The sequence below is a fragment of the Sulfitobacter sp. genome (assembly GCF_036961165.1).
Lineage (GTDB): Bacteria > Pseudomonadota > Alphaproteobacteria > Rhodobacterales > Rhodobacteraceae > Sulfitobacter.
In genome coordinates this window covers 189,896-206,187 of record NZ_JBALVJ010000002.1, presented here as the reverse complement: position 1 = coordinate 206,187, position 16,292 = coordinate 189,896, and the positions used below count along the sequence as shown (strand labels likewise).

General features: G+C 57.9%; 17 protein-coding genes. 11 read left to right on the top strand and 6 right to left on the bottom strand.

Annotated elements, in window-relative coordinates; translation table 11 throughout:
* The first annotated feature begins 4 nt into the window (after positions 1-4).
* Positions 5-484 (top strand): L,D-transpeptidase family protein, encoded by a 480-nt coding sequence (locus V7730_RS02235; RefSeq protein WP_335745990.1) that lies wholly within the window; start codon positions 5-7, stop codon positions 482-484.
* Between the two features lie 2 nt (positions 485-486).
* Here the strand turns inward: V7730_RS02235 and V7730_RS02230 are convergent, their stop codons facing one another.
* Together V7730_RS02230 and V7730_RS02225 are read right to left on the bottom strand one after the other, a co-directional pair.
* Complete coding sequence (locus V7730_RS02230) at positions 487-1,143, bottom strand: YggS family pyridoxal phosphate-dependent enzyme (protein ID WP_335745952.1); 657 nt, start codon at positions 1,141-1,143, stop codon at positions 487-489.
* Between the two features lie 98 nt (positions 1,144-1,241).
* Positions 1,242-2,162, bottom strand: coding sequence for a porin (locus V7730_RS02225; protein WP_335745951.1), 921 nt, complete (start codon positions 2,160-2,162; stop codon positions 1,242-1,244).
* 280 nt (positions 2,163-2,442) lie between these two features.
* Here V7730_RS02225 and V7730_RS02220 point away from each other — a divergent pair, with 280 nt between their 5' ends.
* The 5 genes from V7730_RS02220 to V7730_RS02200 all read left to right on the top strand — a co-directional run bounded on the left by V7730_RS02220 (position 2,443) and on the right by V7730_RS02200 (position 7,668).
* Positions 2,443-2,928 carry a DUF3576 domain-containing protein gene (locus V7730_RS02220; protein WP_443070175.1) on the top strand — a complete coding sequence of 162 codons (486 nt, stop codon included), beginning with the start codon at positions 2,443-2,445 and terminating at the stop codon, positions 2,926-2,928.
* Between the two features lie 87 nt (positions 2,929-3,015).
* Positions 3,016-5,586, top strand: coding sequence for a leucine--tRNA ligase (gene leuS / locus V7730_RS02215; RefSeq protein WP_335745949.1), 2,571 nt, complete (start codon positions 3,016-3,018; stop codon positions 5,584-5,586).
* Positions 5,573-6,058, top strand: coding sequence for an LPS assembly lipoprotein LptE (gene lptE, locus V7730_RS02210; protein WP_335745948.1), 486 nt, complete (start codon positions 5,573-5,575; stop codon positions 6,056-6,058). The genes leuS and lptE overlap by 14 nt, the downstream gene beginning before the upstream one ends.
* Entirely contained in the window at positions 6,055-7,053 is a 999-nt protein-coding gene (locus V7730_RS02205) for a DNA polymerase III subunit delta (protein ID WP_335745947.1), read from the top strand. Before lptE ends, V7730_RS02205 begins: the two co-directional genes overlap by 4 nt.
* Before the next feature lie 21 nt (positions 7,054-7,074).
* Entirely contained in the window at positions 7,075-7,668 is a 594-nt protein-coding gene (locus V7730_RS02200) for a glutathione S-transferase family protein (RefSeq protein WP_335745946.1), read from the top strand.
* Here V7730_RS02200 and V7730_RS02195 read toward each other — a convergent pair.
* Positions 7,665-8,846, bottom strand: a complete 1,182-nt coding sequence (locus V7730_RS02195) for a TIGR03862 family flavoprotein (RefSeq protein ID WP_335745945.1) — start codon at positions 8,844-8,846, stop codon at positions 7,665-7,667. The genes V7730_RS02200 and V7730_RS02195 overlap by 4 nt on opposite strands.
* The gene (locus tag V7730_RS02190) at positions 8,843-10,174 is read right to left on the bottom strand and encodes a mechanosensitive ion channel family protein (RefSeq protein WP_335745944.1); all 1,332 of its coding nucleotides are present in this window, start codon (positions 10,172-10,174) and stop codon (positions 8,843-8,845) included. The genes V7730_RS02195 and V7730_RS02190 overlap by 4 nt, the downstream gene beginning before the upstream one ends.
* Before the next feature lie 65 nt (positions 10,175-10,239).
* Between V7730_RS02190 and V7730_RS02185 the strand changes: the two genes are divergently transcribed.
* Positions 10,240-10,557, top strand: coding sequence for an HNH endonuclease (locus V7730_RS02185; RefSeq protein ID WP_335745943.1), 318 nt, complete (start codon positions 10,240-10,242; stop codon positions 10,555-10,557).
* 132 nt (positions 10,558-10,689) lie between these two features.
* Here the strand turns inward: V7730_RS02185 and V7730_RS02180 are convergent, their stop codons facing one another.
* Together V7730_RS02180 and V7730_RS02175 are read right to left on the bottom strand one after the other, a co-directional pair.
* The gene (locus tag V7730_RS02180; protein WP_335745942.1) at positions 10,690-11,298 is read right to left on the bottom strand and encodes an enoyl-CoA hydratase/isomerase family protein; all 609 of its coding nucleotides are present in this window, start codon (positions 11,296-11,298) and stop codon (positions 10,690-10,692) included.
* On the bottom strand, positions 11,295-12,044 hold the full coding sequence (locus V7730_RS02175) for an SDR family oxidoreductase (protein WP_335745941.1): 750 nt from the start codon (positions 12,042-12,044) through the stop codon (positions 11,295-11,297). Before V7730_RS02175 ends, V7730_RS02180 begins: the two co-directional genes overlap by 4 nt.
* Before the next feature lie 166 nt (positions 12,045-12,210).
* Between V7730_RS02175 and V7730_RS02170 the strand changes: the two genes are divergently transcribed.
* The 4 genes from V7730_RS02170 (at position 12,211) to V7730_RS02155 (ending at position 16,288) form a co-directional block, all read left to right on the top strand.
* Positions 12,211-13,746, top strand: coding sequence for a DUF2125 domain-containing protein (locus V7730_RS02170; RefSeq protein ID WP_335745940.1), 1,536 nt, complete (start codon positions 12,211-12,213; stop codon positions 13,744-13,746).
* A gap of 119 nt (positions 13,747-13,865) precedes the next feature.
* The gene (locus tag V7730_RS02165; RefSeq protein ID WP_335745939.1) at positions 13,866-15,212 is read left to right on the top strand and encodes a TldD/PmbA family protein; all 1,347 of its coding nucleotides are present in this window, start codon (positions 13,866-13,868) and stop codon (positions 15,210-15,212) included.
* A complete protein-coding gene (locus tag V7730_RS02160; RefSeq protein ID WP_335745938.1) occupies positions 15,199-15,975 on the top strand; it encodes a 3'(2'),5'-bisphosphate nucleotidase CysQ in 777 nt (258 codons plus the stop codon). The genes V7730_RS02165 and V7730_RS02160 overlap by 14 nt, the downstream gene beginning before the upstream one ends.
* A gap of 70 nt (positions 15,976-16,045) precedes the next feature.
* On the top strand, positions 16,046-16,288 hold the full coding sequence (locus tag V7730_RS02155) for a DUF4170 domain-containing protein (protein WP_335745937.1): 243 nt from the start codon (positions 16,046-16,048) through the stop codon (positions 16,286-16,288).
* Positions 16,289-16,292 lie beyond the last annotated feature (4 nt).

Below are 16,292 nucleotides of genomic sequence, written 5' to 3'. Positions count from 1 at the left end.
TGACATGGTCCTGACCCCACAAGGGGTGCGTTTTCGCGGTCAACTTTGGCCCTGCACCATCGGCAAAGGCGGAATCTCTGGCCGCAAACGTGAGGGCGACGGCGCCACGCCGCGCGGAGTTCACCGCATTGTCGGCATGCTATATCGGCCTGACAGAATCGCGCAACCGGTTGCTTGGGCAAAACCTATCGGACCGCTGGATCTTTGGTCGGATGACGCGTCTGATGCGGACTATAACATGATGGTCCGCGCGCCCTATCCACATAGCCATGAGCGGTTGCGTCGCGCTGATCCACTTTATGATCTGGTGATTCTCACGGATTGGAACTGGCCCTACGCCGTCCGCGGGCGCGGATCGGCCATATTCATTCACCAATGGCGACGACCCGGATGCCCGACCGAAGGGTGCATAGCGTTTTCACGCAGCAACCTGCACGCAATCGCGCGACAAATCCGCTACCGCACCCGGCTGATCGTTCCTTAGAATCAGCCCCCTACGACACGCTCTCCGAAGATGGCAGAGCCGACACGGACATGCGTCGCGCCAAAGGTTATCGCCTTTTCGAAATCGCTGCTCATGCCCATAGACAGGCCAGCCAAACCGTTGCGCGCAGCGATTTTCGCCAGCAGCGCAAAGTGCAACGACGCCTCTTCATTAACAGGCGGAATGCACATCAGGCCGCGTACTGGCAGATCAAGCGTGCGACACTCTGCGATAAACCCGTCTGCTTCGGAGGGGAGAACACCGGCCTTTTGGTCTTCTGCACCAGTATTGACCTGAATGAACAGCTCTGGGCAGCGGCCCATCTCCTGCGCGAGGCGCGCGAGTGTATTTGCCAATTTGGGGCGATCCAGCGTGTGAATGAAATCTGCCAACTCCATCGCTTGCCGTGCCTTGTTGGTTTGTAGCGGGCCGATCAGGTGAAGTTCTATCCCGTCAAAGCGCTCGCGGAATGCGGGCCATTTGCCTGCCGCTTCCTGCACCTTGTTTTCCCCAAAAACGCGGTGCCCTTCTTGCAAGACCGCCTCGACCCGTTCGTCCGGCTGAACCTTACTGACAGCAATGAGCGATACAGACCCCGCAGGACGACCTGCGGCGGCTTCGGCTTTGGCAATTTTATCGGTGATGGTGTCCAGTGTCATAAAGGTCTCCTGTTTGGAGACTAAAGATAACAGCATTGCACAAAAGAAAAGGGGCAGACCGAAGTCTGCCCCAAATCACTTAGGCAATTTCGTTCAACTTAGAAGTTGAAGCGAACACCCATGTCTACGCGTGTGTCGTCGTTACCCAAGGAAGCAACACCACCACGGAGGGACGTACCGCCACCCATGTCGTGGTTGAAGTCGATACCGTAGGATGTTTCTGCGAAGTAATCCGCGTCTGCAACGTATACTTCAACATTTGTGGCTGCGCCTACGTCGAAACGTGCTGCGAGAACGATGTGATCACCGCCCAGGCCAGTTGCATCGTCGTCGCCGTTTTTGGCATATGCCAAGGAAACATCTGCGATGCCGAAGGAACCGGCAACAGTTGCTGCGTACTCTGTGTCATAGTCGTTGTCGGAGTCTTGAGCAGCCAGAGCAAATGTCCAGCCGTTCCATGTGTACGCGGCGTGTGCTGCGATACGGTCGTTTACGTCGGAAGCAGATACGTGAACGGAGAAGTCGCCGAAGGAGTAAATCAGTTCAACGCCGTTGCTGCCGTAGGCGCCTGAGCCGTTGGAGTCGTATGCATCACCACGGAAGTTAAATGCTGTGTAATCGTAGCCCAGACCTGTCAGACCAAGGTCGATTGGGTACATGCCAGGCATGAATTCCAGAGCGCCGAAGATGTTGCCAACGCCGACTTCCAGACCACCGGAACGTGCGAAGAAACGTACGCCGTTTGCGTCGAATGCGGAACCTGTTGGATCGCCTGCGGCGTTTGTGCCTTCGTCAGCTTGGAAGCGAACACGTCCACCAAAAGTCACACCAGCGTCGGACTCAGCTGTTGCGTCGATCTGCATACGCAGACGAGACGTAACGTTTGTCGAGCTTTCGCCGGAAGAAACGTCGTCAGTGTACTGAACACCAAAACGGCCGTAGCCAGAGAATGTGACGTCTGCTGCTGCAACGCCGGCTGTCGCAACCAGAGCTGTTGTAGCGAAGAGAACTTTTTTCATGAGTTTTCCCTCGGTTTGAATTCATAAGGACCCGACCGGGGAATTCCGATCTAGGTATGAGCTTCTTTTGCGCCGCACCTGACCTTTTGGCAAGCAAACCGAACAGCCCTGACGCAAAGTGGTTTGCGATGGTGCAGCTTTGCCACAGTCGCAAATGTGGCCCAGTGCTCAATTCCTTACATATGGCAGCCGGAAGCCTGTGCTCACTATAGTACATAGACCTTGCCCAGATGCGCCCGCTTGGGTATTGCATAGCAAAACGGTATAAAGGGTAGTGGATATGGGGCGCATGAAAGCTCGGAACATTGTAGCGTTTGCGATTTTGTGCGGGGCCGTAACGGCCTGCGGCTTCGGCTCTCCTGCGACTGAAAAGCCTGCCTACTACGATAATCCTAACGTTCCGAGCAACGTGGAAACGAATCCAGACAATACAATCTGGTCCCTCTTCAACAAGAAGAGCTCCGAAAGTGTTGTTCTGGTGAACAAGTACCTTTGGAGCGCTTCGCTCGAAGTGCTCAACTTTCTTCCTGTACAATCGATTGATCCGTTCACTGGTGTGATCGTCACTGGATATGGCACTCCGCCCGGCGGCGGGCGTGCTTACCGTGCGACCGTGCTGATCGATGATCCCGCCCTTGATGCCCGCTCACTCAACCTTGCGCTGCAAACGCGTGGCGGTCCGGTGAGCGCTGCAACCAGCCGCGCTGTCGAAGACGCGATCCTATCCCGCGCCCGCGAGATGCGGATTACAGACAACAAACTCTGACAGCCCACACTCTTTGTTCTATCTTCCAGCGCCGGGCCTTGTGATCACCACACGTCCGGCGTTCTTGCGTAAAAAGGCCCGCCCCCAATGACATCCCAAACCCGTTATACTCCCTCCGAGATCGAAGCCCGCTGGCAAGCTGCTTGGGAGACGTCCGAAATCTTCAAAGCGGTCCGCTCTGCCGACAAGCCGAAGTACTATGTATTGGAGATGTTCCCCTATCCGTCAGGGCGCATCCACATGGGCCATGTGCGCAACTACACGCTGGGTGATGTGATCGCGCGGTATAAGCTGGCGAAGGGATTTAACGTCTTGCACCCGATGGGGTGGGATTCGTTCGGGCTGGCGGCTGAAAACGCTGCCATGCAAAAAGGTATCCACCCGGGCGAATGGACCTACCAAAACATCGAGGACATGAAAAATCAGATGAAGCCGTTGGGCTTTTCGCTGGATTGGTCGCGTGAGATCGCGACATGTCACCCAGATTATTACCAGCACCAGCAGGCCATGTTCATCGACATGATCGAAGCCGGACTGATCTATCGCAAGAATGCCGTGGTCAACTGGGATCCGGTGGATATGACCGTGCTTGCGAACGAGCAGGTCGAACAGGGGCGCGGCTGGCGCTCTGGTGCGTTGGTTGAGCGGCGTGAGCTGACACAGTGGTTCTTCAAGATCTCTGATTATTCGGACGAATTGCTCAGCGCGCTGGATCGTCTAGAAAATTGGCCTGCGAAGGTGCGCCTGATGCAGGAAAACTGGATCGGCAAGTCGTGCGGCCTGCAGTTTGCGTTCTCTACTATTAACGCGCCTGACGGTCATGACCGGATCGAAGTCTATACAACCCGCCCCGACACCCTTCTTGGTGCAAGCTTTGTAGGCATCTCCCCTGATCACCCGATTGCCAAGCTGTTGGAGCGCGACAGTCCTGAAATCGCTGCCTTTACCGCTGAATGTCGCAAAGGCGGCACCACAGAAGAAGCAATTGAAACCGGCGAGAAGCTGGGCATGGATACTGGCATCCGCGTGCGGCACCCATTCGACACATCGCAGGAACTGCCCGTCTATATCGCCAACTTCATCCTAATGGAGTACGGCACTGGTGCGATTTTCGGCTGCCCTGCCCACGACGTGCGTGATTTTGAGTTCGCCACCAAATATGATCTTCCCATCGTCTCTACTTTCCTGCCAGCCGAAGACAGCGCGGAAGATCTTGAAGAAGCCTACGTGCCGCAGAAGACCGAAAAGGTGTTCTACAACCGCGGCTTTGCCGGAGAGACGTGGCAAACCGGCCTTGAGGCCATTGATGCTGCCATCAGTTTTTGCGAATCCCAAGGCGTTGGCCAGGGCGTGACCAAGTTCCGCCTGCGCGACTGGGGCCTGTCGCGTCAACGCTATTGGGGCTGCCCGATCCCTGTTGTCCATTGCGACGATTGCGGTGTTGTTCCCGAGAAGAAAGAGAACCTGCCGGTCAAATTGCCCGAAGACGTCACTTTCGACATTCCGGGTAATCCGCTTGATCGTCACACCGAATGGCGCACAACGCCGTGCCCCTCCTGTGGCAAGTCCGCGCTGCGTGAAACCGACACGATGGACACGTTTGTCGATTCGTCATGGTACTATGCCCGCTTCACTGCACCGCACGCCGATACGCCAACGGTCATGGAGGACGCGGAATACTGGATGAACGTAGACCAGTATATCGGCGGGGTTGAGCACGCGATCCTGCACCTGCTTTATGCCCGCTTCTTTGCCCGCGCGATGCATATCACCGGACACTTGCCCGAATCGGCGATCGAGCCTTTCGATGCCCTGTTCACCCAAGGCATGGTTACCCATGCTATCTACACCTCCGAGGGCGCTGACGGCCGCCCCGTCTACCACTACCCCGAGGAAGTGGGTCTCAAAGGCGACAAGGCGTTCCTCAAAGACGGCGGCGCTGAGGTCAAAATCATCCCGTCTGCCAAAATGTCCAAGTCCAAGAACAACGTGGTAGACCCGCTCAGCATCATCTCCGATTTCGGTGCTGATACTGCCCGTTGGTTCGTTCTGAGCGATTCGCCCCCCGAACGGGACGTGGAATGGACGGCATCCGGTGCGGAAGCCGCCTATAAACATCTGTCGCGCGTGTGGAACATCTCTGACCGGATCGCTGCGATGACTGATGGAACCGCAGGCGAGGGTGACGATGATCTGCTGCGCCAGATGCACAAAGCCATCCACGACGTGACCATGGCCATTGATTCCTTTGGCTTCAACGCCGCCATCGCCAAGCTTTACGGCTTCACCGCGACACTGCAAAAATCCAAAGCGTCAAAGGCAGCCCAACGCGAAGCGGTAATGACCTTGGCCAAGCTGATGTCTCCCATGACCCCACACTTGGCGGAAGACATCTGGGCCACACAGGGCGGCGAAGGTCTGATTGCTAAATCACCTTGGCCCTTTGCTGATGAGGCTATGCTTAAGGACGATACAGTCACTCTGCCGATTCAGGTCAACGGCAAGCGCCGCGGTGAGATCGACGTGCCTGCTGACATGCCAAAGGACGAGGTCGAAAAGCTGGCCCTTGCCCATGAGGCTGTGATCCGTATCCTTGACGGTGGAACACCCAAGAAGGTGATCGTCGTGCCCGGGCGGATTGTGAATGTCGTTGTATAATCGCAGAACCTTACTAGCTTTGCCGTTGGCACTAGCTGCCTGCGGCTTTACGCCAGTCTATGGGCCAGACGGTGCAGGTACGAAACTGCGCGGTCAGGTTCTGGTACAAGAGCCATCTACACAAGCTGGGTATCTCCTGACCCGACATCTTGAGGCCCGCTTGGGGCGCAGCGGCGCGGAACCGCGCTATGCGCTTGATCTGGCCATTGCCACCGAAGAAGACGGCCTTGCGATTAACTCGGCTGGCGACACGACCCGCTTCAACCTGATCGGGGAGGTGGTTTATGCGCTGCGTGACATCCTGACGGGCACCATCGTAAGCTCCGGCACTGTTGAGAACTTCACGGCCTATTCCGCCACCGGCACAACCGTGGCGACTCTTGCGGCTGAACGCGACGCCGTAGAGCGGTTGATGGTCATCCTCGGCGACCAGATCACCGCGCGGCTTTATGCGGTGGACTTGCCTGCATGAAACTGGGCCGCAGGGATGGTGCAGGAATTGTGGCCAAGCCACCCAAGGATAAACTTGGCCTGCTTATTTATGGCGGCGATGCCATGCGCGTTGCCCTTAAGCGACAAGAATACCTCAAAGCTCTTTTGGGTCCCGCTGCCGAAGAGGAAATGCGCCTAAGCCGCATTCCAGCCGGAGAGTTGCGCCGCGAGCCCGCACTGCTGATGGATGCGATCAAGGCCGTTGGTTTCTTTCCCGGCCCCCGTGCGGCCTTTGTCGAGGGCGCGAACGAGCTTGTTTCCCAAATTATCATTGATACCATGGCTGACTGGCAGGCGGGCGATGCGCAAATTATCGTCACAGCCGGCGATCTGAAAAAGACCTCAAAACTGCTCAAAGCGTTTGAGGGTCATCGCGATGCCTATGCTTGGGGCATCTATGATGATCCGCCCGACCGCACCGAAATCGAGCGGCTGCTGAGTGAGGCGCAGCTACGCGCTGATGGCACCTCTATGGCCGCCCTTGAGAACCTTGCGCGCAGCCTTGATCCCGGTGATTTCCGTCAAACTCTCGAAAAACTCTCACTCTATAAACTCAGTGAGCCGAATACGCCGGTGAGCCTTAATGACATCGGCGCTTGTGCGCCCGCGTCTGTCGAAGCGGCTGTGGATGACATCCTCAATATCGTAGCGGAGCTGAAATCGGCCGAGATCGGGCCGCTGATGCGTCGGCTGCAAAGTCAGGGTGTGGCCCCCGTGACCCTGAGCATTATGGCGATGCGCCATTTTCGTACCCTTCACCGCACAGCCTGCAACCCGGGCGCACCTATTTGGGGCGTACGCGACCGCGACCGCGTTATGCGCCAATCGCGCGGATGGGGCATGGCAAAGCTGGAAACCGCGCTTGGAATTCTGACAGATACGGACCTGCAGCTACGCTCGGCAGGGCAAACGGCCCCGGCTATGGCAATAATGGAGCGGACATTTATCAGGCTGGCAATGTACGGTGCCAGCTAAACCCCTTGGGAGGATACAATTATGTATACAGTGATCGGCAGCGAGAAATCGCGCGCGTTTCGCGTCATGTGGATGCTTGAAGAACTTGGTCAAAGCTATGACGTGATTCCAGTAGGCCCACGCTCGGAGGAAGCACGGAAATACAATCCGTCAGGCAAAATCCCCGCATTGCTGGATGGTGATGAGGTGCTTACTGATTCAGTGGCAATCATGCAGTACCTTGCAGACAAACACGGCGCCCTGACCGCCCCTGCCGGCACCCCTGCCCGCGCGCGGCAGGACGCTATGCTGTTCTGGTTGATTGATGAATTTGATGCAATTCTCTGGGCCGCTGCAAAGCACAGTTTTGTCTTTCCTGAAGAGCTGCGCGTGCCGCAAATCAAGGACAGCCTAAAGGCAGAGTTCACACGGGCGGCGGTTCTACTGTCAGAACGGCTTGAAGCGCCGTTCCTGATGGGAGACGAAATTACGGTGCCGGATTTGCTGGCAGTGCACTGCATCAATTGGTCGATTGGTGCGGGCTTCCCGCCTGTTGACGACACGCTGGCAGAGTGGGCATCAAGCCTGCGCAAACGCGATGCCTTCAAAGCAGTGCGCGCCCGCGATACAGCCTAAGCTTTCAATCGGGCCGCCGCATGGTGGCCCGCCCATGCCCCTGTCGCAAGGCAGGCAGAGATCAGATAGCCGCCTGTCGGCGCTTCCCAATCCAGCATTTCACCCGCAACATAGGTGCCAGCCCGTGCGTGCAACATAAGACCTGCATCACACGCCTTTTGTGTGACGCCACCCGCAGTCGAAATCGCCTCGTCTATCGGGCGCAGCCCTGCATGACGAATTGGCAGCGCCTTGACCAGCGCGGCAAGGGCGGCCGGATCATCGGGCAATGGTCCGGCCATCTCCTGCAGCAGCGCGATCTTTGCAGGCTCTAGCCCGAGCGTCTTGCGCAAATGGTTAGTCAGGGTCGCTTTGCCCCGCCGCTTGCCCAGCTTGCCCGCAACCGCAGCAGCGTCCAGATCCGGTGCTAGATCAAGGATCAGCGGATGTCCCTCACGGACACCTCGCGAAACACTATAAATTCCGCCGCCCTCAAGCCCTCTGAGCGAGAGAACCGCCTCACCACGCGACGCATAGTCGCCCGCGCGTAGTGCGATACCCTTAAGTGCTGCACCAAAATGTTTGTCCATATAGGCCGACCACGCCACCGCCACGCCAGCGTTGGCAGGTGCAAATGGCGCAAGCGTCACGCCCAGCGGCGCCAAAATCGCGGCCCACTCCCCGTCGGAGCCAAGCTTGCGCCAGCTGGCGCCGCCTAGCGCCAGAACGGTCGCATCTGCGCTTATGCTTTGCGGGCCTTTCTCTGTCTGAAAGGTCAGATTACCCGAAACGTCCCATCCGGTCCAACGCCAACGGGTGTTGAACTGCACGCCCAACCCGTCCAGCCGCACAAGCCATTTGCGCAGCAATGGTGAAGCTTTCATCGCTTTGGGAAACACACGCCCCGTCGAGCCTGTGAACAGCGCCTCGCCCAGCCCATCGGCCCAATTCTGCACCTGCTGTGGTCCAAAAGAATCGAGCATCGGTGAAAGCCACGTCTTATCGTCAGCAAAGGCGGCGCGAAAAGCGGTCTCTTCTTCGATCTTGGTGACGTTAAGACCGGACTTTCCCGCCATCAGAAACTTGCGCCCGACAGACGGCTTCGCCTCGCACACCGTCACCGCGATCCCCGACTGAGCCAACACTTCTGCGGCCATCAGACCTGCGGGACCACTGCCTATGACAACTGCCTGTTTCACTCGGACACCGCTGCGGGAAGGCCGCCTTTGATCTCTACAATGCGATGCGGGTAGGGGATCTCGATACCGTTGTCCTTCAGCGCATTCCAAATCAGGAACAGCACATCCGAGGTGTATTTGTTCGGGCCATCATCAATTCCGTTGACCCAAAACTCGACCGCAAAATCGATGCCACTATCACCGAATCCGCGCAGTTCGCAGTCGGGGGGGTAGGGCAGGTCCAGTACTTCGGGGTGCTTTGATACCGCCGCTTCGATAATCTCGGGCACCAGATTGATGTCAGTGTCATAACTGACCGAGAACGGGGCCTCGTACCGGTTGGCAGAGCCTGAATCAGAGTAATTCACTACGCGTGTCGTGATGAAATCTTCGTTAGGGACAACGATCCAGCGGCCGTCAAACGTCTCCAAAATTGCAGCACGAGCGGTCATCTTGACGATCTTGCCCGACTCGCCTCCGTCCAGTTCGACGAAATCACCCACCGTAGCCTGACCTTCGACCAGCAGGATAACACCAGAGATGAAGTTCGACGCGATCTTTTGCAGACCAAAACCAAGACCGACACCAATAGCACCACCCAGAACCGCCAGCGCACCCAGATTAATTCCCATGACGTTCATCAGCACAAGGAAGGCGATACCGAAGATCATGAACTCGACCGTCTTGATCAGCAGTTGCCGGATCGACGGGCGCATTTCCTGCTTCTCAATCAGCGCCGACGTCTGGCTGTTAGACCACTGCCCGAGCCAGAATAGCAGCGAGCCGGCAATCAGCCCGCGAACGATAGAGATGAGAGAGAAGCGGATGTTGCCCACGCCTACCACTGTCTCGGTCAATTGAAGCGTAACGATATCGAGCAAGCCAAAGGTGTAGAGCGCTGCAATCGGCAACAGCATGAAGCGGCCCAACAGCTTGAGGAACGGGTCTTTCAAGATGTCGCGCACGAATGCCCGCACGGCAAGGAACAGGAAAACCCGTTTGCCAAAGGCAATCACCGCACCACTGTCAAAGATCGACCGGACCACCTGCTCACCGATCCCGGTAAGCGCATAGGCCAACAGAGGCAGGATCAACGGCAGGAATTGCAGCACAAACAGGCGGGGTGCCGTGAACATGTTCTGCTTATCAACGGGGTCGATCAGCCCTTTCAGCGCGGGCCGAAGGCGGCGCGAGATTAGAACGGCCAGCAAATAGGCCCCGACCAGAATGGCGAACTGGGACCACGCAGCCGGACTTAGCAACCAGCCTAGAGCAAGATCATAGCCTTGCGTCGCATAGCCAGCGATTTTCTGAACAATGGGAGGGTATTCCGAGAGGTCGAAATTCATGTCAGCGCCCTTGCCTATCCGATTGACCGTGCCACCCTCTTGACGCAGGCACGCAGGAGGATCAAGTGGCGCGAACACTGGACACACAGGCTGAAGACCCGATTTGTCCGCTTTATAGGCGGCCAATTCCGCCCGATGTGCCGCAAAGCCTGCGTCACCTTATCCCGAAACTGAAAGGCGGCAAGGGCGGGCCGGTGGTGTTGATGCATCACATTTGCCACCGCGAAATCCACGCCACGCTGACCGAAGCAGAGCTAGCGCGGGACTATGCCACGCCCGAAGCGCTGCGCGCCCATCCCCGTTTGGCAAAATTTACGGCATGGGTCAGCAAAAGGCCGCCGTCTTTCCGCTCAAAAGTACCGGGCGGCATGCGCAAGAGATAGGACAGGCAGAAAAGCCATGCTAAGAGAGGGCAAAAAAAATACAGGAAATTCCCATGCGTATCGCCTTGATCCTCACGTCCCTTTTGCTTTTGACCGCTTGTGATGTGCCCTTCGTTCCTCTGATCTGAGCAACTAGCGGCACATCGCCTTGATCCCGTGAGCGATGTTTTGGGGAGCGGCGACCGTATCGGCGCATAGTGCGTTCGCGGTCTCCATTAGTGCATCCTGTTCGACAATGCGGTCGATCAACCCAAATGCCAGCGCCTCATCCGCAGTGACCTTCTGCCCACCCATCAGGATCAGCTTGGTCCGCGCAGGACCGATCAGCGCGCTCATCCGCGCGGGATCACTGGGCTGCGGCAGAAAACCGAGCTTCATCACCGGATAGAAGAACCTGGCATCTGGCACCGCGATGCGGATATCACAGGCCAAGGCCATACCAGTCGACCCCCCCGCCAATGTCCCGTTGAGGGCTGTGATCGTCAGGCCGTTCAACGCCACAATCGCGCCGGACAGCCGCTCCCACAGATCAGATACAGCCAAGCCCGCGCGCGCGGCGTCCAAATCGGCACCCGCGCTGAAGATTTTCCCGCGTCCGGTGAGGATCACGGCGCGCGCATCGCCTGCGCGCTCCATGATTTCGCACAGCTCGCGCAGCATATCCTCGGTCAACGAATTGGCTTTTTCCGGACGGTTCAAAGTGACCGTCCATATACCGCCGTCTTGCGCCAGTTCGATCATATCAGGCCAACCGCGCGGCGAATGTCATCATCGCGCAGGGAGATTTCCTTGCCGCAATAGACATCAGCTTCGGCACTGCACATCCACAACAGGCACTTTGCAGGCCAGTCTGCAGGGATATGCACATCCCAATCCAGCTGACTTACAGCATTGATGCCCGACGCCTTGATCTTGCGTTGCATTTCGGTTGCCACCGTGCCCGGTGACAGCCCAATTGCACGGATGCCGTTAGCCGCTTCTTCCAGATGCAGTGAGCGGTTCATCATATTGACTGCCGCTTTGGAAGCGCAGTAGGCGCTCCATGCTTCTATCGCGTTATGCGCGGCGCCTGAACTGATCGTCAGGACCGAACCGCCGCCCCCCGCCTTGAGCGCAGGCAGCGCGGCATGGATACCGTTGAAAACACCTTTGACGTTGATATCAATCAACTGGCCCCAAGCATCAGGATCGGCATCCCCCAGATGGCTGATGGGGTCGACCACTCCGGCGTTGTTGATGAGCACGTCAAGCCCGCCAAACACCTGAACAGCAGTTGCAACCGCCGATGACATCTCGCTGTAGCGGGCCACGTTGCATGGAATGGCGATTGCGCGCGCGCCGATCTCTCCTGCAACCGCGGCAATATCGTCTTGAGATCTGGCCAGCAGCACCACATTGGCGCCCGCATTGGCGAAAACTCGCGCAGCTTCGGCACCAATGCCGCGGCTTGCGCCGGTGATCATCACGGTCTTTGAGGTCATATCCATGGGTATTCTCCCTGTTATCTCAGGTTGCGGACTATTTTTTACCCGATACCTAGCGCGCCCGCACGTTGGGGACCAGCCTGCAGCTTAACTTGTGTGGCATCCCCTTGACCCGCGAAGCACTTTGCCAGACCTTTGCGCAAATATTTGACCTTTAGGAGTTACAGACATGTCACTTGAACGCTCTCTTTTGGCCTCCACCACGATCAGTCTATCGCTCATGGCAAATGCGGCATTCGCCGATCTATCTGCCGCAGAGGTCTGGGGCGACTGGCGCGGATATCTTGAAGGCATGGGATACACCGTCACAGCGACCGAGACCGGGAACGGCGGCACACTGTCGGTCAGTGACATTGCCGTGCAGATCAATGGTGGGCCGGACGTAGACAAGATGACCATGAGCCTCGGCGCAATCCAATTCGTTGAGGCAAGCGACGGGAGCGTTGAGGTTGTGATGCCCGCGACGATACCTATCGTGATCGACGTCACCCCTAAAAGTACAGAAAAGCCTGCGCGGATTGAGCTGTCCTACACGCAAAGCGGCCAGAAGATGACCGTGAGCGGCGATGCGTATGCAATGGTCTATGACTATGCTGCGCCAAGCTTTGGATTGGCGCTGACCTCTCTGTTGGTGGACGGAACCACTATGGGTCAGGACAACGCCCGGCTGTCCATGACTGGCAACGACCTGAAATCAAAGACGACCGTGAGTGTCGGGGAAACCCGCAGCTATGATCAGAGCATGGACATAGGCAACATCGCCTATGATGCCTTCTTCAAGAACCCTACCGATGTCGAATCCATCAAAATCGCATCTACGGTAGAAAGCCTTATCTTTGCAGGCACCAGCGCTGTGCCTGTAGGCCAGATTTCCCAGACCCAGGAACTGACACCGCTGCTCGCGGCGGGCTTTGCCTTTGACGGTACCTTCGCCACCAGTGGCACCGAAACGAAGGTTGAGATTGTCTCAAAAGATGGCCCTACACGGATCAAGACCGGTTCGGCAGCTTCCACCCTTGGGGTGGCGATGGGCGCCGATGGGATCCGGTACGATGTAGCCGCAGAGCAAGTGCGGATAGGCGCCGAGATTGCAGGTTTGCCCTTCCCGCTGTTTGCCGAGATGGATAAATCAGGCTTCAGCATGGTCGCGCCGATCCTTAAGTCGGATGATCCACAAGACTTTAAACTGGCGTTCAACGCCACGCAGTTCACCATGTCCGATATCATCTGGGCGCTGTTTGATCCGTCAGGGCAGTTGCCCCGCGATCCCGCGACAATCGCGCTGGACATGAGCGGCAAAGCGAAGGTTCTTGTAGATTCACTTGATCCTCAAGGGATGGAGAAGGTCGCCGCTGGCGACACCGTACCGGCAGAGCTGCACGCACTTCGGATTGATAGACTGACCGTTGATGCCGTGGGTGCCAAGCTTGACGCGACCGGTGACGTCACCTTTGACAACAGCGACACAACAACTTTGCCGGGCTTTCCCAAGCCTGTGGGCGATATCAACATCAACCTGTCAGGCGCGAATGGCCTGTTAGACAAACTGGTGGCCATGGGCATGTTGCCTGCCGAACAAGTCATGGGCGCGCGAATGATGATGGGGGTATTTGCGGTTCCCGGTGACGCACCGGATACGCTTAAATCCAACATTGAATTCAACGACGCTGGCCAGATTCTCGCCAATGGTCAGCGGATCAAATAGGCGCAGTCCAGTTACCCAAAGTATAAGGCGGCCCCCGGTGGGCCGCTTTTTCTTTTTTCCCGTGCCCTTGCGGGGGGGGACTGCCGCAGCTACCTCTAGGCCTTGATCAGGAGACGACGATGACCCAAGCCCTTGATGCGCTGACCGCGCAGATGCTGGATGCGGCAAAAGCCGCAGGTGCAGAAAACGCTGATGCAATGGCCGTGCGCGGCACCTCGGTATCGGTGGATGTGCGCGCCGGCGCGCTTGAAGAAGCGCAACGCGAAGAAGGCACAGATATCGGTCTGCGCGTGTTTGTCGGGCAGCGCAGTGCCATCGTCTCTTCCTCTGACACAACATCGCGCACCCTGTCCGAGATGGCCGAGCGCGCTGTCGCGATGGCGCGCGAAGCACCCGAAAACCCCTATGCTGGCCTTGCCTCACCAGAACAGCTGGTCACTGATTGGGATGTGGGCGCGCTTGAGTTGCACGATCCTGCGCCCGAGCCAGAGCCCGCAGCACTGCAAGAAGATGCCAAACTGGCTGAAGCCGTGGCACTGGAAGTCGAAGGGATCACTCAGGTGCAATCCGCCAGCGCGGCGTACGGCGTGCGCGAGGTCCATCTTGCCGGCTCGAACGGGTTTTCTGGCGGTTACCAACGCACGGACAGGGGCCTGAGCTGTGTCGCGATTGCAGGCACCGGTACGGGGATGGAGCGCGATTATGACGGCGACAGCCGCATCTTTCAAAGCGACCTGCGCGGCGCGGCCGAGATCGGGCGCAGCGCGGCAGAGCGGGCTTTGCTCCGGATTGATGCGCGCAAACCGCCCACTGGCGCCTATCCGGTTCTGTTTGATGAACGCATCGCAAGTACGCTGATCGGTCACCTACTGGGTGCGATCAACGGCAGTGCGATTGCGCGGGGTGCTTCTTTCTTGCGCGATTCAATGGGAAATACAGTGCTGCCGAAGGGTATTTCACTGATTGAGGACCCGCACCGCCCGCGCACCGGCGGCAGCCGCCCGTTTGATGCCGAATTCCTGCCCACGTCGAAGCGGGCCGTGGTGGACGACGGTGTTTTGCAGGGTTGGACCCTTGATCTGGCTACGGGCAGACAGCTTGGGATGCCCTCGACCGGGAACGCTGCACGCGGCACCGGTTCCAGCCCCTCACCAAGCGCTTGGAATATGGCCCTAACGCAAGGGACCGCAACACGCGACGATTTGATCCGCGATATGGGCACTGGTTTGCTGGTTACCTCAATGATCGGCTCGACCATTAACCCGAACACCGGCGATTACTCTCGTGGGGCGGCGGGGCTATGGATCGAAAACGGAGAGATTACCTACGCAGTCAACGAATGTACGATCGCAGGCAACCTGCGTGACATGCTGCAGGCGCTGGTGCCCGCAAATGACGCACGCGCGCATCTCAGCCGCGTTGTGCCATCTTTGCTTGTGCCGGGGATGACCGTTGCCGGCATCTGACCTTCCCCTTCTGATTGACGCCGTGCGCATGGCGGGTCGCGTTGCTACCAGCTTTGTCGGAAAATCGGCGCAGCGTTGGGACAAACCCGGCGGTGCCGGTCCTGTGACAGAAGCTGATCTTGCGGTAAACAACCTGTTGGAAAACGTCCTGCTGCTGGCTCGACCCGATTATGGCTGGCTGTCGGAAGAAACCGAGGACGGGACGAAACGGCTTGGCCATGATCGCGTGTTTATCGTTGATCCGATCGACGGCACGCGCAGCTTTACTGAAGGGGCTGACACGTGGGCGCATGCTATCGCAGTGGCTGAACAGGGGGAGGTTACGGCCGCGGTTATCTACTTGCCCTTGCGCGGCTTGCTCTATTCAGCGGCGCGCGGCGCGGGTGCGCAGTTGAACGGGCAGCCCATTAACGCCTCCGCCATCGGCGTGTTTGAAGAGGCAACCATCCTCGCTGCCAAGCCTGCGCTGCACGGAACCGCATGGTTCAGTGGCGCCTGCCCTCCGTTCAAACCAGCCTACCGCCCCTCGCTTGCCTACCGCCTTGGGCTGGTCGCACAGGCGCGCTTTGATGCGATGCTGACGCTGCGCCCAAGCTGGGAATGGGACATCGCCGCCGGTGCGCTTATTGTGTCCGAAGCTGGCGGCACCATCACAGACCAGCGCGGCGCTCCTCTACGGTTTAACGGTGCTGATCCACGCCTTGACGGCGTTGTTGCAGGCGGCTCGCTGATCCATGCAGCCCTGCTAGAGGCGTTGGCCTAACGCCTGCCCGCTTGACGGCAGGCCGCTCTACCGTGCAAACACAGCTAAACACTCTGAGAGGAACACTGCCATGACCCAACGCCTTCATCTTGTATTCGGCGGAGAACTGGTGACCCCCAGCAAAAACGTATTCAAGAACGTCGACGACCTGCATATCGTCGGCATCTTCCCGAACTACGCTGCCGCCTATGACGCGTGGAAAAACGAGGCACAGCGCACTGTAGACAACGCACATATGCGATATTTCATCGCGCACCTGCACCGTCTGCGCGATGAAGCCACCCCAGCTTCGTCTACCGAAGAACTGGGCTAAGCCG